The sequence below is a fragment of the Allobosea lathyri genome, from assembly GCF_900108245.1.
Taxonomy (GTDB): domain Bacteria; phylum Pseudomonadota; class Alphaproteobacteria; order Rhizobiales; family Beijerinckiaceae; genus Allobosea; species Allobosea lathyri.
Map to the genome: position 1 here is coordinate 229045 of NZ_FNUY01000002.1, position 24626 is coordinate 253670.

The window sequence follows — 24626 nt, forward strand, 5'->3', positions numbered from 1 at the left end:
CCGCACAGCACCGCGAGGCCAATGTGGCAAGGCGCCTTCGAGCTATGCGGGTGCGCGAGCCGTTTATTCGGGAGCCCCGATGACATCGCGTGCATCGGCCCGCGCTTCGGCATGCCCGGCCCAGGCCCGGAGGTTCAGACGCGATAGCGCAGCGCTTCTACATAGCGCAGGGCTTCTACCAGTGCGGCCAAGGCTGGCGGTGTCTGTCTGCGGCTCGGATAGTAGAGGAAGAAGCCGGGGTAGGGCGGGCACCAGTCCTTAAGCACGGCTGATCAGCCGCCCCGAGGCGACATGCTCCGCGACCTGCGCTTCAAAGCAGGTCGCGAGGCTGCGTCCGTCCAGATGCGGACGGCGATCATGTCGTTCTCGACCCGCTCGCGTTCGTTGCTCTCTGAACGAATGCTGGCGACGAGATCATCGGCTTGGCCCGAGTAAAACCTGGTTCTTCGCGTTCCCGGCCGGTGCGGAGAAGGATATTCGCTATTCGGTCGTATAATAAAAAGAACGTTTGTTTGACTAAACGAACAGATTTCTCTCACATTTGGTGGGCTCTCCTGCTGCCTTTCGGCCGAGAGTTTCTTCTTAATCTCGCGAGAGGATAGATGATGGCCGCCAGAACCGATTTGCCCGCTCTTCGGGGAAGCACGCGCCGCAAGGTCTTGGGGCTGGCGCTGCTCACGCCGCTTCTCGCCTCGTCATTGGCCGATGCGCAGGCACAGCCAGAGTTACCGAAGACGATTCCGCCCGGCACCAAGCTCGTGATTGCCGATCAGAACGAGGCCTTGCAGACGCTGATCCGAGCGTCCGGCGAGCAGGCGAAACTGTCGAGCTCGGTCACTTACGCCAATTTCCTCGGTGGGCCAGCCATTCTAGAGGCCTTCCGGGCGGGCGCCCTCGATCTTGCGACCGTCGGCAATACGCCGCCGATCCAGGCCCACGCGGCCGGTGAGGACATTCCGATCGTCGCAGCGCGCACCTCCTCCGAGACCGATTATTTCCTCGCGGTCCGCCCCGGTCTTAAGATCAACAGCCTCGAGGAGTTGCGCGGCAAGAGCATCGCCTATGGCGAGGGCACCGGCCGGCAGCCCTTTGTGCTCAATGCGCTGAAACTTGCGAAGCTCACGCGCAAGGACGTCAAACTCGTGCCGCTGCGCGCGGCTGATTTCCCGGACGCCGTGCGCACCGGCCAGATCGACGTCGCTGCGCTCAACGAGCCGCATTTTTCGCGCTATCTGGCCGATTTCGCCGATCGTGGGGCCAGCGCTCTTCCCAAAGAGCAGAACGACCGGCTGCCGCGCAGCCTGACCTATCTCTATGCGAGCAAGAGGGCCCTTGACGATCCGGCGAAGGCGGCGGCGATCCGCGAATTCGTCAGTGCCTGGATCGACGCGAGTCGCTGGTCGCAGGCCAACACCGACGCATGGGTCGATGCCTATTACGTCAAGCGCCAGAACCTGAAGCCAGCAGACGCCCGCAAGATCGTCGAATCCGAAGGGCGCTACGCGTTTCCGTCGCTGTCCAGCCTGATCCCGATCCAGCAGTCGCTGATCGATGTCATCCACGAGGCCGGGGATCTGCCCAAGCGACTCGACGCGCGCCAGGAATTCGACCTGCGCTTCGACGACGTCATCGCCAGCAAGACCAACTGATCGCATCGGCGCGGATCAAGGAGCAGGCCATGACACTATACATCGACGCGCTTGAGCTCCAGGCGCAGATGCTCCGCTCCGAGCGCCCAGCCCCGGAGGCGCGGTCGGTAAGCCGGCGTCCGCCGCAACTGGCTCCCGGGCGCCTGGCGCCGGGGGTGATCCTGTTCGGCCCCGTGGCTTTTGTGCTGCTCTGGGAATTCGCCTCGGCTGTCGGCTGGATCTCCCCGAAATTTCTGGCAGCTCCCTCGACCGCCATCGTCACGGGAATCGAACTCCTACGTTCGGGCACGCTGGCCGACCATTTCCTCGCTTCGGCCAAGCGGGCCTATCTGGGACTCGGCATCGGAGTTGCGATCGGGCTGGTGCTGGCGCTCGCCTCCGGGCTCAGCCGCATCGGCGAGGCCTCGATCGACGGCCTCGTCCAGATCAAGCGTGCGGTTCCGACGCTGGCGTTGATCCCGCTCGCGATCCTCTGGCTTGGCATTGGCGAGACGATGAAGGTCGCGCTGATCGCATCCAGCGTGCTCGTGCCGATCTACATCAACACGCATGCCGCGCTCACCGGCATCGACATCCGGCATGTCGAACTGGCCCGCAGTGTCGGGCTGACGCGTGGCGCCTTCCTGCGCGAGGTCGCGCTTCCCGGCGCGCTGCCCGGCTTCTTTACGGGTCTGAGGCTGGCTGTAACCACCTGCTGGACGGCGCTCGTCGTGCTGGAGCAGATCAATACCAGCGAGGGCATCGGCTATCTGATGAACCGGGCCCGGGACTACGGCCAGACCGACATCATCGTAGTGGGCCTTGCGATCTATGCCGCACTGGGGCTCGGCTCCGATTTCGCGGTCAGGTTCTGGGAGCGCAAGGCACTGTCCTATCGCAAGGCGATGGCGTCATGAACGTCGCCGTTCACTCATTTCGCCCCGAGCCCGGCGGTCGAGATGCCGCGGTCAGTCTGCGCAATCTCACGCGGCGGTTCTCCGGTCGCGATGTGCTGAGCGACGTCTCGCTCGATTTCGCGCCTGGTGAATTCGTAGCGCTGATCGGCAAGAGCGGGTCGGGCAAGAGCACGTTGCTGCGCGCCATCGCCGGACTCGATGACGGCGTCGCGGGCGAGGGCACGATGACCGTTCCGCCCGATCGTTCGGTGCTGTTCCAGGACTCCCGCCTGCTGCCATGGAAGACCGTGTTGCAGAACGTCGTCTTCGGGCTGCGCGCGGCGGATGCGGACGAGCGCGGTGCGGCGGCCCTGACCGATGTCGGCCTTGCCGGACGCGAGACCGCCTGGCCGAATGCCCTCTCCGGCGGCGAGCAGCAGCGCGTCGCACTCGCCCGCTCGCTGGTACGCGAACCCCGCTTGCTTCTCGCCGACGAACCCTTCGGCGCGCTCGATGCGCTGACACGCATCAAGATGCATGAACTCCTGCTTCAACTCGTCCGCCAGCGACAGCCGACGGTGCTGCTCGTGACGCACGATGTCGACGAGGCGATCAAGCTTGCCGACCGTGTGCTCGTCATGGAGGCCGGGCGCATCGTGGTCGACCGCCCGGTCACGCTTGCCCATCCACGCGCGAAGGATGCCGGATTCGGCACTCTCCGTGCAGATCTGCTTTCAGCGCTCGGTGTCTCCGACGCCGCCTGACGCTCAACCCCGAGAGGCTTTCGCCATGACACGTGAACTTCACCTCAATCTCTTCATCAACGGGCGCGGTCATCACGAGGCCGCGTGGCGTCACGAGCATGCAACCGGCAAGGCGCTGACCGATCTCAGCTATTATCGCGAGCTGGCTCTGGCGGCCGAGGCGGCGAAACTCGATTCGATCTTCTTCGCCGATCACGTCGCGCTCGGCGAAGATCAGGAGCATACCGCGCGAGGCGAGCTCGAGCCGCTGACGCTGCTGGGGGCGCTCGCCGCGCTGACGGAGCGGATCGGCCTCATCGCCACCGCTTCAACCACCTATAGCGAGCCCTATAACCTGGCCCGCCAGTTCGCGTCCCTCGATCATCTGAGCGGCGGCCGCATAGGCTGGAACATCGTGACGTCCTGGGCGCCCGCCGCTGCCGCGAATTTCGGCCAGGAGAGGCAGGCCGGCATCGACCAGCGTTACGAGCGCGCCAACGAATTCGTCGAGGTCGTTTCGAAGCTCTGGGACAGCTGGGCGAAGGACGCCATCGTCGACGACCGCGCGAGCGGGACCTATGCCCATTCCGATCGAATTGGCCGCGCCGAGCATCGCGGCAAGCATTTTGGCGTCGCAGGCGCACTCAACATTCCACGTTCGCCGCAGGGCCGGCCCGTCTTCGTCCAGGCAGGGGCCTCGACGGATGGGCGCGCCTTCGCCGCCCGTTATGCCGAAGCGATCTTCACCGCCCATCTTCAGAAGGAGAGCGCGATCGCGTTCTACGCCGACATCAAGACACAAGGTCGTACAGTCGGACGCCGGCCCGACCAGATCGTGATCCTTCCTGGAATCAGTGCCGCAATCGGTTCAACCGAGGCCGAGGCGCAGCGGGTCTGGGACGAACTGAACGAACTCTCGCATCCAAGCGTCGGCCTAGCGCGTCTGTCGAACCGCTTCGGTGGCCATGACTTTTCTCATTTGAAGCTCGATCAGGTCTTGTCCGTCGACGACTTCCCGGACCCGTCGCAGGTCCAGGCCTCGCGCAGCCGATCACAGTCGATTACGGCGCTCGTTGCGCGCGAGCGGCCGACACTGCGAGGCCTGCTGCATAGCCTCGCCGGCGCGCGGGGGCACTTCACCGCGACAGGCACGCCCGAACAGATCGCCGATGTCATAGAGGACTGGTTTGTCTCGGGCGCGGCCGACGGGTTCAACGTCATGCCGCCGATCCTGCCATCGCAGTTCGAACTCTTCACGGGCGAGGTCGTGCCGCTGCTGCGCAAACGCGGACTGTTCAGAAGCGAGTACCGAGACGGCACGCTGCGCGAAAGGCTGGGGCTCGACTCCGTGCCGAGCCGGTTCGACCCGGCAAGTCCGCTCCAGCGCACGGCCTGACCGCCGAACTGCCAAGACGCTCTTCGCGGCACAGGTCCACACCGTCTGAAGGCCGCGAAGGCTGGGCGAAAAGTTCCGATGACCGGGCTCGACATCCAAGCTGTCGGTGCCCGGCTCGAACCGCCCCGGCACCAATCCCGAGCAGCTTTTCGCGGCCGGCTGGTCCAGGGGCTGATGCCGTCGCCTATGCCGGCAGGACGACCACCTTCGTCTTGACCGGCGTCTGCGAGTACAGGTGGATCATGTCCTGGCTGAGCAGCCCGACGCAGCCGCTGGTGATGCCCGAGCCGATCGTCTCGGGATCGCTGGAGGCGTAGATCGTGTAGAGCGTGTAGGCGCCGTTCTGATAGAGATGGAGCGTGCGGGCGCCTAGCGGGTTGTCGAGGCCGCCCGGCATGCCGCGGGCGTATTTGGCCGCCTCGGGCTGACGCTTGATCATCTCCTTGGGCGGTGTCCAGGTCGGCCATTCGGACTTGCGCCCGACATAGGCGTCGCCGTTCCAACGGAAGCCGTCGCGGCCGACATTGGCACCGTAGCGGGTGGCGTTTCCGTCGCCCTCGACGCGGTAGACGTAGTAATTGCCGGGATCGACGATAATCGTACCGGGCGCTTCCTTGGTCTCATAGCGAACAGTCCGGCGGAAATATTTCGGATCGACCTTGCTTATGTCGGCTGCCGGGATCGGGAATTTCTCCTCGGGCACCGGCCCGTAGAGCTTCGCCGCTTCGGCGAGGCTCATGCCGTCGGATGTCGCGCAACCGCCGAGCCCCAGCGCACCGAGACCCACAGCCGAGCCGGCCAGAAACGACCGGCGGTTGAGAAGCCCCGCCCGGCGTCCGAGCAGGTTGGTCTCGTCCACCTGGCGGGCATCGGCATTTCTACCATCTATGATCATGATTCTGGGCTTCCCATGTCCTGCTGCCCGACGAGATAACACCCCGGCATACACCCGTTGAACGTCTTGCTGAGCGGAGATTGCCGGGACACGGCGCGACTGGCAAGCTCGGGTCTTTGTTGCTGGGGCCGTCTCGGCTGGGCTTATGCTTTGGCCGAGACGGTGATTTGCGGAAATCGAAGCTCAAAAGCGGTTCGCTTTGCCTCGCTCTTCAGCAGAGCAGCAGTGTGATCAGGGGCGTAGTTCGCCGCGCGAATCGCCATAAGCCATTGAAATGTCTGTCAAGCGATTCGCGATCCGAAAACTGGATTGCCATTATTTGAATCAAAGTTGCTCCGCAGACCCCGGGTTGGCGCTCGAAGCGGCTTGCCAGTGCGCGTAAAAAAAGCCCGACGTGACAGGTTGTCGGGCTTTTCTTCGATGCTGAACGAGTTGCCGCTTACAAATCGCTCGGTATATCCGCCCGTCGATAGAATGTAGCCGGGATCGTTGGCTTTCCCATTGCGGGTTCGATGCCGCGTGCGGTCATTTCCTTTTTGAATCGAATGAAATGCATACGCTTTTCAGCCGCTAGCTCATTGAGTGAGCCGTACTTTTCACGAAAGGCAGCTAGGTCTTGGGATTGAACAGCGGTGTAGGGGCACCGGTTCATTGGGCTGATTGCTCGTTCGGATGGTAAGATCCCCGACCGGATCAATGACTCAACGACAGCGAACGTCGTCTTTAGGGACGACTGCACAACGTACAGTGGAAGCCAATTGCCGTGCTCGCCTCGAACTAATTTTCGGACTTCGCCTACATCGACGAGAACGGACATATATCCGGTCTCACCAGCAATCCGGCCAACCCACTTCAAATCGCCGTTCAGGATTGCCCGTACGATTTCTGCAGCCGAGCAGTTCGAGCTCTTCGAGGCCTCAGGAATCCGACAGATCGGCTTCGCATGGCCCGTCACGATTTCCGCTCTAGCCGTCAGGAGGGCAAGAAACGCGTCGAGCTCGCGGGTATCATAGGCAGCATCTCTGAGTCCTTCCGATCCGGGGTTGGCAAATGGCCGGATCAGGCCCTCGCTTGCGAGCAATTTTGTATGGACGCGGCCAGCATTAAGGTAGGTCTCGGCTTCTCGGCCGCTGATTGCATGCTTGGCCTTCAGAAGGATCTCCTCCGCGTCGGGTGCTGAAAAAAGGACCCGATCGTCGGACAGACCACCATGATCCGGTCGGATCGTTCCAGAGACGGCGAGAATGCGCCGAAGTCGCTTCGGGTGAAGACGTGTTTCAAGTGCGGCCGTCCGGATCGAATGAAGCCGTCGGCGTTCGACGATTTGGCGGCCATACAGTCGGTCCTCCGGGCTCACAGGGGCGCTTTCTCCAACCATGTCCACGACAATTTCGCGCAGAGGATCCAGTCCCGGCGCGTTGGTGTCGGCAAGCCAAGTATGAAGGCGTCCGAACCAAGCCTGTGGGCCGCTCGGATCAGTGCGACTTTCAGGGTATGTCGACCTCAGTTGATCCAGGCATGCGCGGATCGCCGGCGATCATCCAGTCCTCGAGGATCACGGCGTCCCGAAGTTCCGCAACGGATGGCATCCAGCCTTCTTCGAGCCGCCGTAGATCCGCAGCGGCGGCGGTAATCTTCTGCACCAGTTCCCGCATGGATCATCCTCCCAATGCGTTGCGAGTAAGCAGCCGGCCTCGCCAGCTGCTTCGGCGTTGCAGTGACGTGGAAGCGACGCTCAGGTCAGCGCGTGCTGGCGGTACGAGCAAGCGGAAGGCCGGTATAAATCGCTCGGGGAATGGCTTCATCGCGATCGATCAACGGTCCGCGACTATGGCCCTCAGGTTTACGTCCAGGGATCCTTCCGGCTCGGTATGGCCATCAAGCCGGCGAGCGATCAGGAAGAGTATGACATTGATGCGGTGTGCGAGTTTCGGCAGCTCAACAAGCTCAGTTGCACGCAAGAGCAGCTCAAGATCGCGTTAGGCGCCGAGGTCGACGCGTATCGCCAAGCTCACGGTATGCTGAAGCCCATGAGGGAACGGCGCCGCTGCTGGACGCTCGATTATGCCGATGGTGCTCAATTCCACATGGACGTCATGCCAGCCGTGCCGAACGCCCAAGGGCTTCGCGAGCTGCTGGAGCGGCACCATCTGGACACCCGCTTTGCCGCGACCGGCATCGCGATCACGGATAACGAGGCGATCAACTATCGAGCGAAGAGCGAGCATTGGCATCGCTCGAACCCCAAAGGCTACCACCAGTGGTTCGTCAGCCGCATGAAGGTCATCTTCGAACGCCGGCGGATGCAGCTGAAGGAGCGCATGCGCGTCACCGCATCGGTGGAAACGATTCCCGACTACAAGGTGAAGACGCCGCTTCAGCAAGCGATCATGATCCTCAAGCGCCATCGGGATCTACGCTTCGCGGATCGTCCCGATGAGCGCCCGATCTCGATCATCCTGACGACTCTTGCGGCGCACGCCTACAACGGCGCGGAAACCATCGGCCAGGCGCTGCTCTCCATCCTCAGTGGAATGGACCGGTACATCGAAATGCGCGATGGCGTGCCTTGGGTCGCGAACCCGACTGATCCATGGGAGAACTTCGCGGACAGGTGGCGCACCCACCCGGAACGCGCCAGGGCGTTCCGGGAATGGCTGGAACTGGCACGTGCCGATTTCACCTATTTGGCGACGCTGCATTCTCGACAGTCAATCACTGAGAGCATTGCCCCCCGGATCGGGCGCCCATTGGCCGAACGCGCCCAGAAGCGCAGGGTCGCGGCGCCCTCCAGCCTGTTGCGGTCGTCTACGTCGGCGCCTGCCGTCATTAGCTCCCTGGCGTTCCCAAGCGAGCCTCGGGTGCCGACGAAACCCCGAGGTTTCGCGTGACGTGGTGGGCCCTCCAGCCCAGCAGGGCCCTGTCGGAGAAGATGGGGCTCGCCGAGCTCGCGGAGGAGCACGCCTGGTTAGAGGATCTGACTTGGCGGTTCGGCGCCAACCTCGAACTCACTGTCGACTTCAAGATTGTCCATGCCGGCGAGATATTTCCCCTCACCCTTTCGTTCCCTGCCTATTTTCCTGACGTTCCCCCGCTCGTCACGCCGTCGGACGGCAAGCGGATTTCTGGGCACCAGTACACCGCCGGCGGCGAGCTTTGCCTCGAATTTCGGGCAGACAATTGGGACACATCGTTCACGGGCAGGATGATGGTCGAGAGCGCCCATCGTCTTATCAGTGGCGAGCGTGACCCGACAAAACCGGAGCCTCTGCCATCTGCCCACGCCTACGATCTCGGCCGTGATCTTCGTGGCACCACGCTGAGGTTCCTATGCACGCCAAATCTGTTTGTGCGACTTAATGAGCTATGCGCGCGTCCTAATGGAAGAGATGCTCCATGACCTCGTTTGATCGCGAACCGCTCCACCTGACAAACGCACACTGGTACGAAGACCGCTTGTCGGTCGCGGCCGACATCCCGTCGCTCCATGACGTGGGCGAAGGCGGCACCTACATCGACCGCCAGTTTGGCAATGCGTGGAGCTGGACACCGGCTCCCGGAGCTGCACTCTACGGCCGAACCCAGGCTGTACCGCGCGGGCCCTTCGACGACGGAGAGGCCGTTCTTCGAGTTCCGTTCCGACGCATACCAGTCATTGATCTGCACTCTGTAGACGAAGTGCTCGCATTCGGTAGCGGGAATGCATCCAAGGACCCCAGCGTAATCGGAATGTGGCGCGGGCAATCGCGGCATTGGACTCTAAAGCGAGAATCAGTCGATAAATTGCGCCTATACGGAGATCTTGAGGCTGACGAGCCGTCATTGCTGCCATCTGCAGCGCGAAAAGATATATACTTCCCGTCTATGTTTGAGACATGGTCAGGACTAATTGATATATACGTTGATGAACACCTGAAAGATCTAGCAGTTTTTGATGCTTCGCAATCGGAGAGCCGCCGTCAACAGGCTGCGTCCTTCCGCGCTAGCTACAATTATCGCGGTTGGGGACTCGCCACGGCCCAGCATTACGGGCTTCCGAGCGTTGGCCTCGACCTTACATCTGACATCATGGTGGCCCTGTATTTTGCACTCCATCGGTTCGAGACCAATCCAAGCACCGGAGCGATGTCGGTCAGACGTGCGACTGATGAAGACGACCCAATCATCTATGGGTTAGGCGTGTTCGAAAACGATCTTCTTGAGGACGAAAAGCTCGCCCCCGCCTGGTTGAATTGCGCAAGGCCAAAAGCGCAAAAGGCGTTCTTCTTTGGGTCCGCCTGGGGCGACTCCGTCAATCGAGCGGCGGACCGTGTGTATGTGGCGGCGCGGCTGAGAGGTCATGCTAGTTGGACTTCTCCTCTCAATACGGAGGCGATTTTTCCATCAGCCTCCGACGACGCTTTCCTGGCCTTTCTCCTCCGGTCGCGAGAAAGGTTCGCTTCTACCGCGGTCGTAGATCTTTTGAAGTGGGTCTACTTCGCTGCCGGCTAGAAGTCTCACGATGGATGAGTTGCCTCATGCCATGCGCGGAAACCACGGCACAGAGGCAATTTGAGCTGGCCTCGCAATCCGGGGGAACATGTCCAGGCTCAGCCCCGCATGGAGCCTTTTTGGCGATCTGAAGAAGGATTCATCCAGCAATCCTTGGCGTGCGATCTACGGTCTGACAATATGGTGTAGCGAGTGTCAGGCACCTCAAGTTCGTCGGCGAGATCCTGGAGATACTCCTCGGCCTCTTTGGTCAAATGCCAGCCAAAAGTCGGAACGTTCATCGATCTACCCTCTGGTGGCAGGCATACGTGCAGGTTGCTGCGGCTTGTCGACGGTTCTAGAAGGACCGTGCGGCCAGATTCACTTTATGTTCGCCTTAGCAGATGGCGGCCTGATTAGGCCGCCTGCGGAGACCGTCTCGGCTTGGCTGACGCCTTGCCGAGACGGTGATTTTGCGGAAGTCGAAGCTCAAAAACGGGGAACTTCGCCTCTCATTTCAGCAGTCGGAACAGTCGAAAACAACTACGAGCAGCCGGTCGTCGAACCGCACGTGTTGCACTTCAAACATGTCCCGTTCCGGACCAGCGTGAAGTTGCCGCATTCGCCGCATGAGTCCCCGACATAGCCCTTCATGATCGCTTCGGCGCGGCGCTCGGAGGCGCTGGGCTGGGCTGCAGGCGCCGAGAAGCCGAGCTTGGCCATTTCGGCCTCACCATAGGCCTCGGGCTCTTCCTTCAGCGCGGTCGCGCCTGCTGTGGCGAAGGCGGTGACGTTGCTGCCGCCGCGCGCCACCGTATCGACGTTGGCCGGCGTGCCGGCTCCGCCCTGGATGGCGTGGAAGTTCATCGGCTTGCCCCTGCGGAAGCCGGTGGAGGCGAGGGGAGACGAGGTCACCGCTGTCGTTACGTCGGGCGCCTTGTCCTGGCCGACGCCGCCGCCGATCACGTCATGGCCGATCTCGCTGGGGTCGATATGGGCGAGGTCGTGGCGACCGAGATAGCTGATCGCGAGCTCCCGGAAGACATAGTCCAGGATCGAGGTCGCGTTCTTGATCGACTGGTTGCCCTGCACGAAGCCCGAGGGCTCGAAGCGCGTGAAGGTGAAGGCCTCGACATATTCCTCCAGCGGCACGCCATATTGCAGGCCCAAGCTGACCGCGATGGCGAAATTGTTCATCATCGCGCGGAAGGCGGCGCCTTCCTTGTGCATGTCGATGAAGATCTCGCCGAGGCGGCCATCGGCATATTCGCCGGTGTGGACATAGACCTTGTGGCCGCCGACAACCGCCTTCTGGATGTAGCCGGTGCGGCGCGAGGGCATCTTCTCGCGCTCGCGGATGACCTTCTCGACGATGCGCTCGACGATCTTCTCGGCGATCTGCGTCGTACGTGCAGCCATCGGCTGCTGGTAATGCGCCTCGACTGCATCCTCCTCGTCGTCATCGTCGGAGATGAGCGCCGAGTTCAGCGGCTGCGAGAGCTTCGAGCCGTCGCGATAGAGTGCGTTGGCCTTCAGCGCCAGCTTCCAGGAGAGCATATAGGCGCTCTTGCAGTCCTCGACCGTGGCGTCGTTGGGCATGTTGATGGTCTTCGAGATCGCGCCCGAGATGAAGGGCTGGGCCGCCGCCATCATGCGGATATGGCTCTCGACCGAGAGATAGCGCTTGCCGATGCGGCCGCAGGGGTTGGCGCAGTCGAAGACATTGTAGTGCTCGGTCTTCAGGTGCGGTGCGCCTTCCAGCGTCATCGCCCCGCAGACATGGACGTTGGCGGCCTCGATCTCGGCCTTCGAAAAGCCGAGGAAAGGCAGCAGCTCGAAGCTCGGCTCGGCCAGCTTCTCGGCGGGAACCTTCAGCACGTTGACGAGGAAATCTTCGCCAAGCGTCCATTTGTTGAAGACGAACTTGATGTCGAAGGCGGCCTTGAGGTCCTTCTCGACCGCATCGATCTTGTCCTGCGGGAAGCCCTTGGCGCGAAGCGAACCATGGTTGACGCCCGGAGCCTGCGCCATCGAGCCGTGGCCGACGGCGTAGGCCTCGATCTCGGCGATGTCGCTTTCGCGATAGCCAAGCGCACGCAGCGCGTCGGGAACGGCGCGGTTGATGATCTTCCAGTAGCCGCCGCCGGCGAGCTTCTTGAACTTCACCAGTGCGAAATCGGGCTCGATGCCGGTGGTGTCGCAGTCCATGACGAGGCCGATCGTGCCGGTCGGCGCGATCACGGTCGCCTGGGCATTGCGGTAGCCATGCTTCTCGCCGAGCGCCAGCGCATTGTCCCAGGCGATGCGGGCGCGCTCGGACATCAGGGTGCTGGAGCCGCCGAGGCGCGCGAGCGTGCCATGGTCGAGCGGGACCGGCGTGACCTCGAGGCCTTCATAGCCGGTCGCCATGCCATGGGCCGCGACGCGATGGTTGCGGATGACGCGCAGCATATGGGCGGCGTTCTTCTTGTAGCCCGGGAAGGGGCCAAGCTCACCAGCCATCTCGGCCGAGGTCGCATAGGAGACGCCGGTCATGATCGCAGTCAGGGCGCCCGACAGCGCGCGGCCCTCTTCGGAATCATAGCCGAGGCCCATGGTCATCAGCAGGCCGCCGATATTGGCGTAGCCGAGGCCCAGCGTGCGGTATTCATAGGAGAGTTCGGCGATTTCCTTCGAGGGGAACTGCGCCATCGTCACCGAGATTTCGAGCACGACGGTCCAGAGCCGGCAGAGATGCTCATAGGCCTCGACATCGAAGCTCTTGGTCTGCCGATCGTAGAACTGCAGCAGGTTGGCCGAGGCCAGGTTGCAGGCGGTGTCGTCGAGGAACATGTATTCCGAGCACGGATTGGACGCCCGGATGCGGCCCGAGGCCTTGCAGGTGTGCCAGTCGTTCATCGTGGTGTTGAAGTGCAGGCCGGGATCCGCGCTCGCCCAGGCGGCGTAGCCGATCTTCTCCCAGAGATCGCGGGCCTTCAGGGTCTTCATGACCTTGCCGGTGGTGCGGCCCGTCAGGTTCCAGTCGCCATCGGTCTCGACTGCGCGCAGGAAATCGTCGGTCAGCGAAACCGAGTTGTTCGAGTTCTGACCGGAAACGGTGAGATAGGCCTCCGAATCCCAATCGGTGTCGTACACATCGAACTGGATGTCCGTGTAGCCCTGCTTGGCGAACTGCATCACGCGCTTGATGTAGTTGTCCGGCACCATCGCCTTGCGGGCGAGCTTGACCTCGCGCTTCAGCGCCGGGTTCTTTTCGGGGTCGAAGCAGGCATCGCCCTCGCCCTCGCAATTCACGCAGGCCTTCATCACGGCCTTCATGTGCTTCTGCACGACCTTGGAGCCGGTGACGAGAGCGGCGACCTTCTGCTCCTCGCGCACCTTCCAGTCGATATAGGTCTCGATATCGGGGTGATCGACATCGACCACGACCATCTTGGCGGCGCGGCGGGTGGTGCCGCCCGATTTGATGGCGCCCGCCGCACGATCGCCGATCTTGAGGAAGGACATCAGGCCCGAGGAGCGCCCGCCGCCGGCGAGCTTCTCGCCTTCGCCGCGCAGCATCGAGAAGTTCGAGCCGGTGCCGGAGCCGTATTTGAACAGGCGGGCTTCACGGACCCAGAGATCCATGATGCCGCCCTCGTTGACGAGATCGTCCTGAACGCCCTGGATGAAGCAGGCATGGGGCTGGGGATGCTCGTAGCTCGACTTCGACTTGACCAGCTTGCCGGTCTTGAAGTCGACGTAGAAATGGCCCTGGCTCGGGCCGTCGATCCCATAGGCCCAGTGCAGGCCGGTATTGAACCATTGCGGCGAGTTCGGAGCGACCATCTGGGTCGCGAGCATGAAGCGCAACTCGTCATGGAAGGCGGCCGCATCCTCTTCCGAGGAGAAATAGCCACCCTTCCAGCCCCAATAGGTCCAGCAACCGGCGAGGCGGTCGAACACCTGCTTGGAGGAGATCTCAGAGCCATAGCGCTCCTTCTCAGGAAGCGAGGCGAGGGCGGCCTCGTCGGGCACACAGCGCCACAGGAAGGAGGGAACGTCGTTCTCCTCGACCTTCTTCAGCGCGGCGGGCACGCCGGCTTTGCGGAAATACTTTTGCGCGAGCACGTCGCTGGCGACCTGCGACCAGGCGTCGGGCACCTCGATGCCCTCGAGCCGGAACACGATCGAACCGTCGGGGTTGCGAATCTCGCTGACGGCTGAGCGGAACGGAATCGCCGCGTAAGGCGACTGGCCGGCGGAGGTATAGCGGCGCTCGATGCGCATGATCTTAAATCCCCATGCAATGCCGCGGGCGATTGCCCCGCGCGGCCGGTTCATGAAAACCGGCTCCTGATTCAGCTCAACTCGGTTCGGTGCCCCGTGGGCACCGCGACGGTGTTTCCCGTCCTTGTGCCCGGTTGCGGCCAGAATAGTCCGCGCGCCGCCATACACTGCCACCGTTGCCGGTGCGCTGCGCTTGAGACCCGTTTCGACTACTCTGGAAACTCATTCGCAGATGTCGATCGGGCGTCTCCGCCAGCCGTCATGCGACCGTCAAAATTTAGTCCCGAATGGGTGCTGACGTCAAGGATTAGTGCGGGCTCAACCCTGTGGATACGACATCTGGTAGGACGCTGTGACTTCTGGGGATAAGTTTTAATGCTCCGGCTAAGCCTTGGGAATCGCGTAAGGAATCGTCGCGAGAACGGGATACTGCCACAGACGTGGCCCCGGTGAAGTCCTTAAAATCCGCTCTGTCATGGTTGATCTGTGGTTAATGCAGCACAGTCGGGCGGATGGCGGAACCGAAATCTGCGACCCTGCCATCAAGCCTTTGAAAGGGCGGTGCCTTCGGAGTGAGAGCGCCTGTTGGGGCGGTTTCGAATCGTGGCCGAATCATGACGCAGGTGCATGCGTGCTTGTGAAGCGGCGGTCGGGCTGGACAGCGCAGCCCCGCGTCTTCATAAGTCGCGGACGCAAACGACCGCGACGGGCATGAACCCTATGAAGCCTTTGCTGCTCCAGATCTTCACCTGGTGGAACGGCCAGACCATCGGCACGCGATTCCACACCTGGCGCTTCGGCGAGCGCGTCGGAGCCGACGAGTTCGGCAATGTCTATTACCGCACCAAGGGTGGGGTAAAGGACAAGGCGCTCGGCATCCAGCGCCGCTGGGTCGTCTATAACGGCGAGGCGGAAGCCTCAAAAGTTCCGCCCGGCTGGAATGGCTGGCTGCATCACACTGTCGATGTGGCGCCCTCCGAGGAGCGTTACGAGCCGCGCGAGTGGCAGCAGCCGCACGAGCAGAACTGGACCGGAACAGCGCTGGCCTACCGTCCCCAGGGCTCGACCCTGGCCCAGGGCGAGCGCCCGGCCGCGACCGGCGACTATCAGGCCTGGACGCCGGGGCGCTGAAAGCGGGGCCCGGTCTGCGTCATTTGGCGACGATCCCGAATCGCTGCGCTGCGATCGACAGCATCGCCCTTTTTCCGCTGCGATTGGCGTGTTACTCCGCGACGTCGCGGTTGGGCCGCGTCTTGAGAGATTCGCTGTCAGCATGCCGTTGCCCCTGCGCTTTCCGGTTCTGACCGGGCTGTTTTCCGCCACGCTGCTCTCGCTCGCCCTGGGCGGCCCGGCGCTGGCCGACCGCATCCGCAACCCCACGGCCGTCTTTGCCGGTCTCGACAAGATCACAGGCCGGATCATCTCCTTCGAGGTGGCGATCGACGAAACCGTCCAGTTCGGCGCGCTGCAGCTGACGCCGCGCGTGTGCTGGACCAGGCCTCCGACCGAGGCCCCGCAGACCACGAGCTTCACCGAGGTCGACGAGGTCACCTTCAACAATGAATATCGGCGCATCTTCACCGGCTGGATGTATGCGGCGAGCCCGGGCCTGCATGGCGTCGAGCACGCGATTTACGACGTCTGGCTGACGGACTGCAAAGGCGGCACGGAGCTGGTCGTCGATCCCAAGGAGCCGGAAGCTCCCGTGCCGGAAGAGCCGCGCCGGCCGCGCACGGCGCCCGCTCGCGACGTCACGCAGCCGCCGCCTGGAGCGCTGCCGGGCGAGCAGCGTATCGATGTGCAGCCGCCACGCGGCGTACCGGTTCAGCCGCGTCAGGCGCCAAACCAGCGCTTCTTCCCGACCAATCCTGTGCCTGGCCGCGATCCGACCGGCGGCAACTAGGGCCAGACCGGCGAGACGGGTGGAATGGAGCGCGGTACGCGGGACTAGCTTGACGTGGCAGCCACTTCGGCCAGCGCCTCGGCGCCACTGATCACCCTTCCTCGCGGCCATGCCCACCAATCGCTCTGCCGGGCCATGGCGCTCTCGAGCAAGCCCTGATAGGCGGCGCGCGGCACCTCCATTGTACCGAATTGCGCGAGATGCCCCGTCTGGAACTGGGCGTCGAGCAGGCGATAGCCGCCATGCCTGAGCCGGGCGACCAAATGGACCAGGGCCACTTTCGAGGCGTCGGTTTCCCGGTGGAACATGCTCTCGCCAAAAAACGCCCCGCCGAGCGATAGGCCATAGAGGCCTCCGACGAGGCGCTGCTCCCGCCAGCACTCGACCGTGTGGACATGGCCCAGGCGAAAAAGCTCGCCGAAGATTTCGCGGATCCGGCCATTGATCCAGGTCTCGGTCCGGTCGGGCTTGGCCTCGGCACAGGCTGCGATGACCGCGTCGAAAGCACTGTCGACCCTGATCTCGAACCGCCCGGAGCGGACGGTGCGAGCCAGGCGCGAGGGCAAATGGAAGCGATCGAGCGGGATGACGCCGCGCAGTTCCGGCTCGACCCAGAACAGGCTGGGGTCGTCGGCGCTCTCCGCCATCGGGAAAATGCCGGCGGCATAGGCCCGCAGCATGATCTCGGGCGTGATCACGGGAGAACGGACGGGCACGGAACGAGCCTTCATGCGCGGATGGGAGCGCGGGCGGGCGCGCGAGTCAAACGGAGATGGGCCTCCCATCCCCGTTCTGGTCGGGCTTGTCCCCGGCGTCGACGTCTGCGTTGACTGAGGTGGCGTTCAAGACGTGGATGCTCGCCACAGGGGCGAGCATGACGGTGGCGCCTTGGCTGGAAGGCTTTGAGCCTCAGCCTCCGGCGTTCTCCCCCATGCCGCCGGCTGCCAGAAATTTTTCCAGCCAGTGGATGTTGTAGTCGCCGTTCAGGATGTCCTGGTTGCGAACCAAAGTGCGGAACAGGGGCAGCGTGGTATCGACGCCATCCACGACGAACTCGTCGAGCGAACGACGCAGGCGCATCAGGCATTCCGCCCGGTTGCGGCCATGGACGATCAGCTTGCCGACCAGGGAATCGTAATGCGGCGGGATGACGTAGCCCTGATAGGCTGCGGAATCGACGCGCACGCCGAGACCGCCAGGCGTATGGAACGAGACGATCTTGCCGGGAGAGGGCCGGAACGTCGCTGCATGCTCCGCATTGACGCGGCATTCGATGGCATGGCCTTCGATCACCACGTCCTCTTGCCTGATCGAAAGCGGCGCGCCGGCTGCGATCCGGATCTGCTCGTTGACGAGGTCGATGCCGGTGATCATCTCGGTGACCGGATGCTCGACCTGGATGCGCGTGTTCATTTCGATGAAATAGAACTCGCCATCCTCATAGAGGAACTCGATCGTGCCGGCGCCGAGATAGCCGAGCTTGGCCATGGCGTCGGCGCAGATCTTGCCGATCCTGTCGCGCTCGCCGGCATTGAGAGCAGGCGAGGGGCCTTCCTCCCAGACCTTCTGGTGGCGGCGCTGCAGCGAACAGTCGCGCTCGCCGAGATGGATCGCGTGGCCCTTCCCGTCGCCCAGGATCTGGATCTCGATATGGCGCGGCTTTTCGAGATATTTCTCGATATAGACGGCATCGTCGCCGAAATTGGCTTTTGCCTCGGTGCGGGCCGTGGAGAGCGCGACCGACATGTCGTCGGCATTGCGCACGACCTTCATGCCCTTGCCGCCGCCGCCGGACGCCGCCTTGATGATGACGGGAAAACCGATATCGGCTGCGATGCGTAGCGCCTCATCGTCATCGGTAACGCCACCCTCCGAGCCCGGCACGCAGGGGATGCCGAGAGCCTTGGCGGTGCGCTTGGCCTCGATCTTGTCGCCCATGCTGCGGATATGCTCGGCCTTGGGGCCGATGAAGGTGATGTTGTGCCGCTCCAGGATCTCGGCGAAACGGGCGTTCTCGGAGAGAAAGCCATAGCCGGGATGGACGGCGTCGGCGCCGGTGATTTCGCAGGCCGCGATCAGCGCGGGGATGTTGAGATAGCTTTCGCGGGCGCTCGGCGGGCCGATGCAGACGCTCTCATCGGCGAGGCGCACATGCATGGCGTTGGCGTCGGCGGTCGAGTGGACCGCGACGGTGGCAATGCCGAGCTCCTTGGCGGCGCGAAGAACCCGCAATGCGATTTCGCCGCGATTGGCGATCAGGATCTTGTCGAACATCTTGAAATCGTCGCCCGGTTTGTCGCCATCCTGCCGCGCGCCGCTCACTCGATCACCAGGAGCGGCTCGCCATATTCGACCGGCTGCCCGTCCTCGACCATGATCGCGACGATCTTGCCGGCACGGGGCGCGACGATGTCGTTGAAGGTCTTCATCGCCTCGACCAGCAGGATGCGGTCACCCACCTTCACCTCGGCGCCGATCTCGACGAAGGGCTTGGCGTCGGGCGAGGGGCGGCGATAGGCGGTGCCGACCATTGGCGAGGTGACGGCGCCCGGATGGGCGGCGGCAGGCTTGCCTTCGGCAGGAGCCGCGGCAGCGGCGGGCGCTGCGGCCATGACCGGCGCAGCGCTCGGCACCTGGACCGTTGCGGTGATGGTCCGCGCGACGCGGACGCGCAGATCGCCCTTCTCGACCTCGATCTCGGTGAGATCGGTCTCGTTCAGGAGCTGCGCGAGTTCGCGCACCAGTTCAGGGTCGATCGGGCTCTTGGTCGCCATGGCGGATGTCACCGTCTTCTCGATATCTTGACTAGGACGGGCTGGCGGCGCGCGCCGCAACCCCGATTGCTTTTAGCGGAATCAGGCTGCGGGTTTCGCAGCCCGCTTCTCCAGTAGCGGCACGATCGCGTCGAAAGCGAGGTCGTAGCTGGCAACCCCGAAGCCGCAGATCACGCCGACGCAGACCGGAGCCATATAGGAATGGTGCCGGAATTCCTCGCGGGCATGGACATTCGAGATATGGACCTCGATCGTCATCGCGTCCGCGCCCTTGATCGCATCGCGCAGCGCGACGGAGGTGTGGGTATAGGCGCCGGCATTGATGATCACGCCCGCGCCCGCCAACCCGGCCTGCTGGATGAAGGTGACGAGTTCGCCTTCATAATTGGTCTGGCGGAATGTCAGCTCGACGCCGGCCGCTTCGGCCTTCGCCTTGAGGCGTGCCTCGACACCAGCCAGCGTCACGGCGCCATAGGTTGCGGGCTCGCGGGTGCCGAGCAGGTTGAGATTGGGACCGTTGAGAACGTGGACGGCGACCATGAGGCGCATTGATTCCAGCGCCGCACGAAGGCGGCAGACGCCGCCCTCATAAACGCTGCGGGCCGGCAGGGGAAGCCTGCAAGCCCCGATCGGGCCAAAGCCTTAGCCGCTGCAGGTCGCCTTGCCGCATTTGCGGACGGCATCGATCTTCTGCTTGAGGGCGGGAGCACCGACCGCGCCGAAGACGACCTCGTCGCCGAGGATGAAGGCGGGGGTGCCGGTCAGGCCGAGCCTGTCGCCGAGCGCGACGGTGTCCTCGATCGCGGCGCGGGTGGCGGGAGCGTCCATATCCTTGCGCAGGCGCTCGACGTCAGCCCCGGCGTCCTTGGCGATTTCGAGCGCCTTGGCGCCGTTGACGCGTCCTTTGACGCCCATCAGCTTGTTGTGGAATTCGAAGTATTTGGCACCCTGCAGCTGGTTCTTGGCGGCAACCGCGACGCGGCTCGCCTCGACCGAATCGGGGCCGAGGATCGGGAAGTCCTTCAGGACGACCCTGAGCTTCGGGTCATTCTTGGTGAGCGTCTGGACATCCTCCATCGCCCTTTTGCAGAAGCCGCAATTGTAATCCATGAACTCGACGATCGTGACGTCACCCTGCGGGTTGCCGATGATCACGGAGGTCGCGGGGTCGGTGAGTCGCGCCTTTTCGGCGGAGACGGCGTTGCGCTGCTGCTCGGCCTGGGCGACCGTGTTGCGGCGCTCCAGTTCGACCAGCGCCTCTTGGATCAGTTCGGGGTTCTGCAGCAGCGTTTCGCGGATCAACTCGACGACCGCCTTGCGCTGGTCGGGCGAAAGGGCCGGGCTCTGAGCCTGAGCGGGAGCTGTCGAGACCGCGAGCCAGACAGCAAGAGCGAGGCTGGCGTGCCGCAGGGCGGCACGTGCCAGGCTCGACAGGGTGGAGCGGGCCATATCATCATCCTTTCGGTTCCGACCTCCCTTCACGGAAGCGGTCGGACAAACGGCGTAACTGCTGCCTTCAGCTTCTCCGCCCTCGGGCGGTCGGCGTCAATTCACAGCTTTGCCAGTGGTTGCAGGGCGGGGATGGCTCGGCTACGCGGACTGGCGAAGACCCTGGCCCGGATATGACAATGCAAAAGCCTGACTTTCCATCGTCGACATTGCCACCGTCCACATTGCCGTTGCTGGCCGAGCGCGCAGCCCGCGTCTCGCCCTTCATCGTCATGGACGTGATGAACCAGGCTGCCGCGATCGAGCGGGCCGGTGGCTCCGTCGTCCATATGGAGGTTGGCCAGCCATCCGCACCGACGCCGGCCAGCATCAGGGCTGCCGCCGGCCGTGCCCTGGAGCACGGTCGCATCGGATATACGCAGGCTCTCGGCACGGATTCGCTGAGGGAACGCATCTCCAGGCATTATCAGGACGCCTATGGCGTGGGCGTGGCGGCCGAGCGCATCGTGGTGACGACGGGCTCATCGGGCGGCTTCATCCTGGCCTTCCTCGCCTGTTTCCAGCCGGGAGCGCGCGTTGCCATCACGGCGCCGGGCTATCCGGCCTATCGCAACATCCTGATCGCGCTCGGGCTCGAACCGGTGGCGATCGAGGTCGGTCCCGAGACGCGCTTTGCCCTGACGCCGGAACTGATCGCGCAGGCCCATGCGCAGGCGCCGCTGGCGGGCGTTCTGACGATGAGCCCCGCCAACCCGACCGGGGTGGTGATGGCGCCCGAGGCCATTGCCGCCGTGGCGGCCGAATGCCGCCGGCTCGGTCTCTGGTATATTTCCGACGAGATCTATCACGGGTTGACCTATGAGACGCCTGCGACGACCGCATTGTCCGCCGATCAGGACGCGATCATCGTCAATTCCTTCTCGAAATATTACTGCATGACCGGCTGGCGCGTCGGCTGGCTGGTCGTGCCCCAGCGCCTCGTGCGGACGATCGAGCGGCTGCAGCAGAATTTATCGATCTCGGTGCCCTACCTCAGCCAGGTGGCCGGCGAGGCGGCTTTTGACGCCACTGCCGAGTGCGAGGCGATCAAGGCCGGATATGCGGAGAATCGCGCCTTTCTGCTGAAGGCGTTGCCGGCGATCGGTCTTGGCGAGTTCCTGCCTGTCGACGGCGCGTTCTACATCTATCTCGACATAGGCCGATACTCCAACGATTCCATGGAGTTCTGCCGGAATGTTCTTGAAGGCGCCGGCGTCGCGATCACGCCAGGGCTCGACTTCGACGAGGCCAGAGGCTCGCGCACCGCCAGGCTCTCCTTTGCGGGCTCGCTGGCGGAATGCGAGGACGCGGTGTCGCGCCTCGATGGCTGGCTGAAGCGGCGCTGAAAGGCGTTCCGGCAATAATTACAGGCCTTCCCGTCAGCTTGCCCTTGCCAAATCTTCGGCGCCGGAGACATCCTCCGGGCCCTAGGCCTTGGAGAGGCGCAGATGCGCGGTTGCAATACCCGTTCGATGACATCGCGGTTCCTGTTGTCGGGGCTTGGTGTCCTCGCCTTCCTGTGGTTCGCAGCGATCCCCGCCGCGCCTGCTTTGGCGCAGACGGACGCAGATAAGTCGGTCACCCTCGTCCTGCGCGGCGACGAGACGCCCGATGCGCTGGCACGCACCATCAAAGCGCTCGAAGCCACCGGTCGCAAGGTGACATTGCGGCTGGCCGGGGCGGGAGAGGCACAGCCGCCGGCAACTGTGTCCGCATCTGCGCCGACGCCTGTTGCCCCAGCAAAGGCTCCGACACGGGTCTCGACGGCCGAGACGCGAATCGAGGCGTTCTGGGAGGATTTCGTCGATGGCTTCGATGCCGGCAATGCCGCGATTCCGCGGGCCGTCGAGTTGCCCGATGATTGGCAGCGGTCCTGGATGGGCAACCGCAATGGGCTCACCGGCCCGTCGGCGGGCGTTCGCATCCTGGCCAGCCTGGCGCTCGCCATCGCAGGGGCTGGGCTGTTCCGTTACGCCAGCGCAGGCTGGTTCGCGCGACGCCTGCGACCGGCCGGCCCGGAATTCACGACACGTCTGATTGCATCGGGATACGGGCTGCTTCAGGACGCCCTCACGATCGCAATTGCGCTCGGGCTCTTGCGGTTCGAAGCGGGGCTGTGGTTGCCAGAACCGGACCTCGCGGCTGCAGCGCTGCGCACTGCCGGCAACGGTGCGGCGATCGGCGCCTGCTATATTGCAGTCGGGCGCTTCCTGCTCGCGCCGGGCGCTCCTGAAAGGCGTCTGTTGCCCCTGCCGCGTGCCGAGCGGCATTTCCGCATCCTCTGCATTTATGCGATCGCAACCCCGATCGTCGTCGTCAGCGCGATCCTGGCCCAGCGGGTGGCCGGCAGCCGGGAGGCCGTTGCGGGGCTGTTTGCCGTCAGCGCCCTGGCCATCACCGCCTTCAAGGTCTGGTGGTTCATCGATGCGCGCCACGATCTGACCGCGCTGGTGCTGCAGCATTCGCCGCAGCCCGGCCCCGGCCTGCGCTTGCTGGCAATCCTGACGCCGTGGCTCTACGTGGCCTTCTCGATCTTCATCTGGATGGTGGGCCGCGCTGCGATGATGATGCCGGATGGCGGACATTGGGCGGCGTCGGCAGGCCTCACGCAACTGATTATCGTGCTGGCGCCGATCATTGCCGCCGGCGTCACCAATCTGATCGCGTGCCGGAGAGCCAAGCTGGCCTCGGTCGAGCCGCTGCCGCCATTGAAGCAGGCGCTTGGCCTCGCCGGGCAGGCGGCCGCCGGAGGCGTTGTCTGGGCGGGGGGCTTCTATCTGATGGCACGGCTTTGGGCCAGCTTCGTCCTGGAGATCAGCTCGGGCGATTTCAGCACCTTCTCGCGACAGGCAGCGGGCGTCGCCGTGCTCGCCTTTGCGGGCTGGGTCATGCTTGTCTTCCTGCGGGCCTTCTTCGACGCCTATACGCCCCGGCGCTCGGCCATCGGCCCGGCCGACGAGGATGAGGCGCATGAAGACAACGTGCCGTCCCGCCTCGCGACTGTCCTGCCGGTGCTGCGCGGCGTGGTGCTCGGTGCGGTCATCGGATTGACAACCCTGGTCGTTCTGTCCCGGCTCGGCGTCGATATCGGGCCGCTGCTCGCCGGTTTCGGCATATTGGGCCTGGCAATTTCCTTCGGCTCGCAGGCGCTGGTGCGTGACATCGTCTCCGGCTTCTTCTTCATGATCGAGGATGCCTTCCGCGTCGGCGAATATGTCGACACCGGCAAGCTCAAGGGCACGGTCGAGAAGATCTCATTGCGCTCCATGCAGCTGCGCCACCAGAGCGGCCAGATCCATACCGTGCCCTTCGGCCAGATCGCCTCGCTGACCAATGCCAGCCGCGACTGGGCGACGGTCAAGTTCAACGTCCGGCTCGACCATTCCGCCGATATCGAATTGGCCCGCAAGGCCATCAAGAAGACCGGCATTGCTTTGCTGGAAGACCCCGAATACGGCCCGCATTTCATTGCCCCGCTCAAGATGCAGGGCGTCGCCGATATCACCGACAGCGCAATCGTGATCAGGCTGAAGTTCACCTCCAAGCCGAACCAGGCGTCGGGCGTCCAGCGCGAGGCGCTGAAGCGGGTCTACCGCGCCCTCAACGAGGCCCATATTCCCTTCGCCTCGAATGCCGTCACAGTACGCGGCGGCGAAGGCAACTATGCCGGTGGGGCGGCAGCAGCAATCCAGGCCCTGCCGCCGCCGAGCCCGCTGGCCCCTGCGGCGGGATAGCGACGAAGCGATCCCTCAGAGCAGGACAAAACAGCCGAAACCGACCACGACGAGCAATCCGCCAAGCAAGGTTGCAAGCCGCGCCGATCCGATGACTGCCATGCGCTCGGAGAGACGGCTCGCTTTATCCTTGGGGCCAGCCGCCATCTCGCTGCGGTACTGGCCGGCATAGAGGCTTGGCGTCATCTGATGTCCGACGGGACGGTTGCCTTCGAGCTCGACCCTGACGGCTATGAACAGGACCAGGAGGCCGAGCAGCCCGACGCCGAACCAGCCGATGGCGCTCCAGGCGAGCCAGGCCAGTCCCAACAGCGCGACGACCGATATTGCGGTCAGGATCAGGCGCTCGCGGTTCCCGGGCGGGGGCATCGTCACCTCCGTGCTGCGACCAAATTTCGGGATTAATTCTTGGCAAGAAAAAGCCCGCTGC

Annotated in this window: 22 protein-coding genes and 1 pseudogene; 11 read left to right on the forward strand and 12 right to left on the reverse strand. The window is 63.7% G+C overall.

Features of this window, described 5'->3' with window-relative positions:
* Nucleotides 1-134: 134 nt before the first annotated feature.
* Nucleotides 135-266: a hypothetical protein gene (locus C4S73_RS28855; RefSeq protein ID WP_280177571.1), complete on the reverse strand. Its 132-nt coding sequence runs from the start codon at nt 264-266 to the stop codon at nt 135-137.
* 339 nt (nt 267-605) lie between these two features.
* Here C4S73_RS28855 and C4S73_RS05460 point away from each other — a divergent pair, with 339 nt between their 5' ends.
* The 4 genes from C4S73_RS05460 to C4S73_RS05475 are packed head-to-tail and all read left to right on the forward strand — an operon-like array spanning nt 606 to nt 4663.
* The gene (locus C4S73_RS05460) at nt 606-1649 is read left to right on the forward strand and encodes a PhnD/SsuA/transferrin family substrate-binding protein (protein ID WP_103871842.1); all 1044 of its coding nucleotides are present in this window, start codon (nt 606-608) and stop codon (nt 1647-1649) included.
* A gap of 29 nt (nt 1650-1678) precedes the next feature.
* Nucleotides 1679-2545, forward strand: coding sequence for an ABC transporter permease (locus C4S73_RS05465; RefSeq protein WP_200827937.1), 867 nt, complete (start codon nt 1679-1681; stop codon nt 2543-2545).
* A complete protein-coding gene (locus C4S73_RS05470) occupies nt 2542-3288 on the forward strand; it encodes an ABC transporter ATP-binding protein (protein WP_103871470.1) in 747 nt (248 codons plus the stop codon). Before C4S73_RS05465 ends, C4S73_RS05470 begins: the two co-directional genes overlap by 4 nt.
* Before the next feature lie 25 nt (nt 3289-3313).
* Nucleotides 3314-4663: an LLM class flavin-dependent oxidoreductase gene (locus tag C4S73_RS05475; protein WP_103871471.1), complete on the forward strand. Its 1350-nt coding sequence runs from the start codon at nt 3314-3316 to the stop codon at nt 4661-4663.
* 184 nt (nt 4664-4847) lie between these two features.
* On the opposite strand, the gene C4S73_RS05485 is transcribed toward C4S73_RS05475, so the two are convergent.
* The 3 genes from C4S73_RS05485 to C4S73_RS28130 all read right to left on the reverse strand — a co-directional run bounded on the left by C4S73_RS05485 (nt 4848) and on the right by C4S73_RS28130 (nt 7213).
* Nucleotides 4848-5558 carry a L,D-transpeptidase gene (locus C4S73_RS05485; RefSeq protein WP_103871472.1) on the reverse strand — a complete coding sequence of 237 codons (711 nt, stop codon included), beginning with the start codon at nt 5556-5558 and terminating at the stop codon, nt 4848-4850.
* Nucleotides 5559-5997: 439 nt separating this feature from the next.
* Nucleotides 5998-6942 carry a hypothetical protein gene (locus C4S73_RS27840; protein WP_146071280.1) on the reverse strand — a complete coding sequence of 315 codons (945 nt, stop codon included), beginning with the start codon at nt 6940-6942 and terminating at the stop codon, nt 5998-6000.
* Between the two features lie 103 nt (nt 6943-7045).
* Nucleotides 7046-7213 (reverse strand): hypothetical protein, encoded by a 168-nt coding sequence (locus C4S73_RS28130; RefSeq protein WP_160115675.1) that lies wholly within the window; start codon nt 7211-7213, stop codon nt 7046-7048.
* A 192-nt stretch (nt 7214-7405) separates the two neighbouring features.
* Here C4S73_RS28130 and C4S73_RS05495 point away from each other — a divergent pair.
* The 3 genes and pseudogenes from C4S73_RS05495 to C4S73_RS05505 form a co-directional block, all read left to right on the forward strand.
* Nucleotides 7406-8449, forward strand: a pseudogene (locus C4S73_RS05495) (cyclic GMP-AMP synthase DncV-like nucleotidyltransferase); the annotation flags it as partial.
* Between the two features lie 41 nt (nt 8450-8490).
* The gene (locus C4S73_RS05500) at nt 8491-8958 is read left to right on the forward strand and encodes a ubiquitin-conjugating enzyme family protein (RefSeq protein ID WP_146071281.1); all 468 of its coding nucleotides are present in this window, start codon (nt 8491-8493) and stop codon (nt 8956-8958) included.
* The gene (locus tag C4S73_RS05505) at nt 8955-10049 is read left to right on the forward strand and encodes an FRG domain-containing protein (RefSeq protein WP_103871475.1); all 1095 of its coding nucleotides are present in this window, start codon (nt 8955-8957) and stop codon (nt 10047-10049) included. The genes C4S73_RS05500 and C4S73_RS05505 overlap by 4 nt, the downstream gene beginning before the upstream one ends.
* Nucleotides 10050-10147: 98 nt before the next feature.
* On the opposite strand, the gene C4S73_RS27845 is transcribed toward C4S73_RS05505, so the two are convergent.
* Nucleotides 10148-10330, reverse strand: coding sequence for a hypothetical protein (locus C4S73_RS27845; RefSeq protein WP_146071282.1), 183 nt, complete (start codon nt 10328-10330; stop codon nt 10148-10150).
* Nucleotides 10331-10571: 241 nt separating this feature from the next.
* Nucleotides 10572-14297 carry a vitamin B12-dependent ribonucleotide reductase gene (locus tag C4S73_RS05510; RefSeq protein ID WP_103871476.1) on the reverse strand — a complete coding sequence of 1242 codons (3726 nt, stop codon included), beginning with the start codon at nt 14295-14297 and terminating at the stop codon, nt 10572-10574.
* Nucleotides 14298-15017: 720 nt separating this feature from the next.
* Here C4S73_RS05510 and C4S73_RS05515 point away from each other — a divergent pair.
* Both C4S73_RS05515 and C4S73_RS05520 read left to right on the forward strand, forming a co-directional pair.
* Nucleotides 15018-15428 carry an NADH:ubiquinone oxidoreductase subunit NDUFA12 gene (locus tag C4S73_RS05515; protein ID WP_103871477.1) on the forward strand — a complete coding sequence of 137 codons (411 nt, stop codon included), beginning with the start codon at nt 15018-15020 and terminating at the stop codon, nt 15426-15428.
* Between the two features lie 142 nt (nt 15429-15570).
* Entirely contained in the window at nt 15571-16200 is a 630-nt protein-coding gene (locus C4S73_RS05520) for a DUF2155 domain-containing protein (protein WP_103871478.1), read from the forward strand.
* 44 nt (nt 16201-16244) lie between these two features.
* Here C4S73_RS05520 and aat read toward each other — a convergent pair whose 3' ends face one another.
* The 5 genes from aat to C4S73_RS05545 form a co-directional block, all read right to left on the reverse strand.
* Nucleotides 16245-16880: a leucyl/phenylalanyl-tRNA--protein transferase gene (aat, locus tag C4S73_RS05525; protein ID WP_244595483.1), complete on the reverse strand. Its 636-nt coding sequence runs from the start codon at nt 16878-16880 to the stop codon at nt 16245-16247.
* A gap of 229 nt (nt 16881-17109) precedes the next feature.
* Nucleotides 17110-18474 carry an acetyl-CoA carboxylase biotin carboxylase subunit gene (gene accC, locus C4S73_RS05530; protein ID WP_103871844.1) on the reverse strand — a complete coding sequence of 455 codons (1365 nt, stop codon included), beginning with the start codon at nt 18472-18474 and terminating at the stop codon, nt 17110-17112.
* A gap of 44 nt (nt 18475-18518) precedes the next feature.
* Complete coding sequence (gene accB, locus C4S73_RS05535) at nt 18519-18974, reverse strand: acetyl-CoA carboxylase biotin carboxyl carrier protein (RefSeq protein ID WP_103871480.1); 456 nt, start codon at nt 18972-18974, stop codon at nt 18519-18521.
* Nucleotides 18975-19055: 81 nt separating this feature from the next.
* Nucleotides 19056-19514, reverse strand: a complete 459-nt coding sequence (gene aroQ / locus C4S73_RS05540) for a type II 3-dehydroquinate dehydratase (protein ID WP_103871845.1) — start codon at nt 19512-19514, stop codon at nt 19056-19058.
* A gap of 102 nt (nt 19515-19616) precedes the next feature.
* Complete coding sequence (locus C4S73_RS05545; RefSeq protein WP_103871481.1) at nt 19617-20423, reverse strand: DsbA family protein; 807 nt, start codon at nt 20421-20423, stop codon at nt 19617-19619.
* 272 nt (nt 20424-20695) lie between these two features.
* On the opposite strand from C4S73_RS05545, the gene C4S73_RS05550 reads away from it, so the two are divergent.
* Nucleotides 20696-21808, forward strand: a complete 1113-nt coding sequence (locus C4S73_RS05550) for a pyridoxal phosphate-dependent aminotransferase (protein WP_244595484.1) — start codon at nt 20696-20698, stop codon at nt 21806-21808.
* Nucleotides 21809-21910: 102 nt separating this feature from the next.
* A complete protein-coding gene (locus tag C4S73_RS05555; protein WP_103871483.1) occupies nt 21911-24196 on the forward strand; it encodes a mechanosensitive ion channel family protein in 2286 nt (761 codons plus the stop codon).
* 15 nt (nt 24197-24211) lie between these two features.
* Here C4S73_RS05555 and C4S73_RS05560 read toward each other — a convergent pair whose 3' ends face one another.
* On the reverse strand, nt 24212-24565 hold the full coding sequence (locus C4S73_RS05560) for a hypothetical protein (protein ID WP_103871484.1): 354 nt from the start codon (nt 24563-24565) through the stop codon (nt 24212-24214).
* Nucleotides 24566-24626 lie beyond the last annotated feature (61 nt).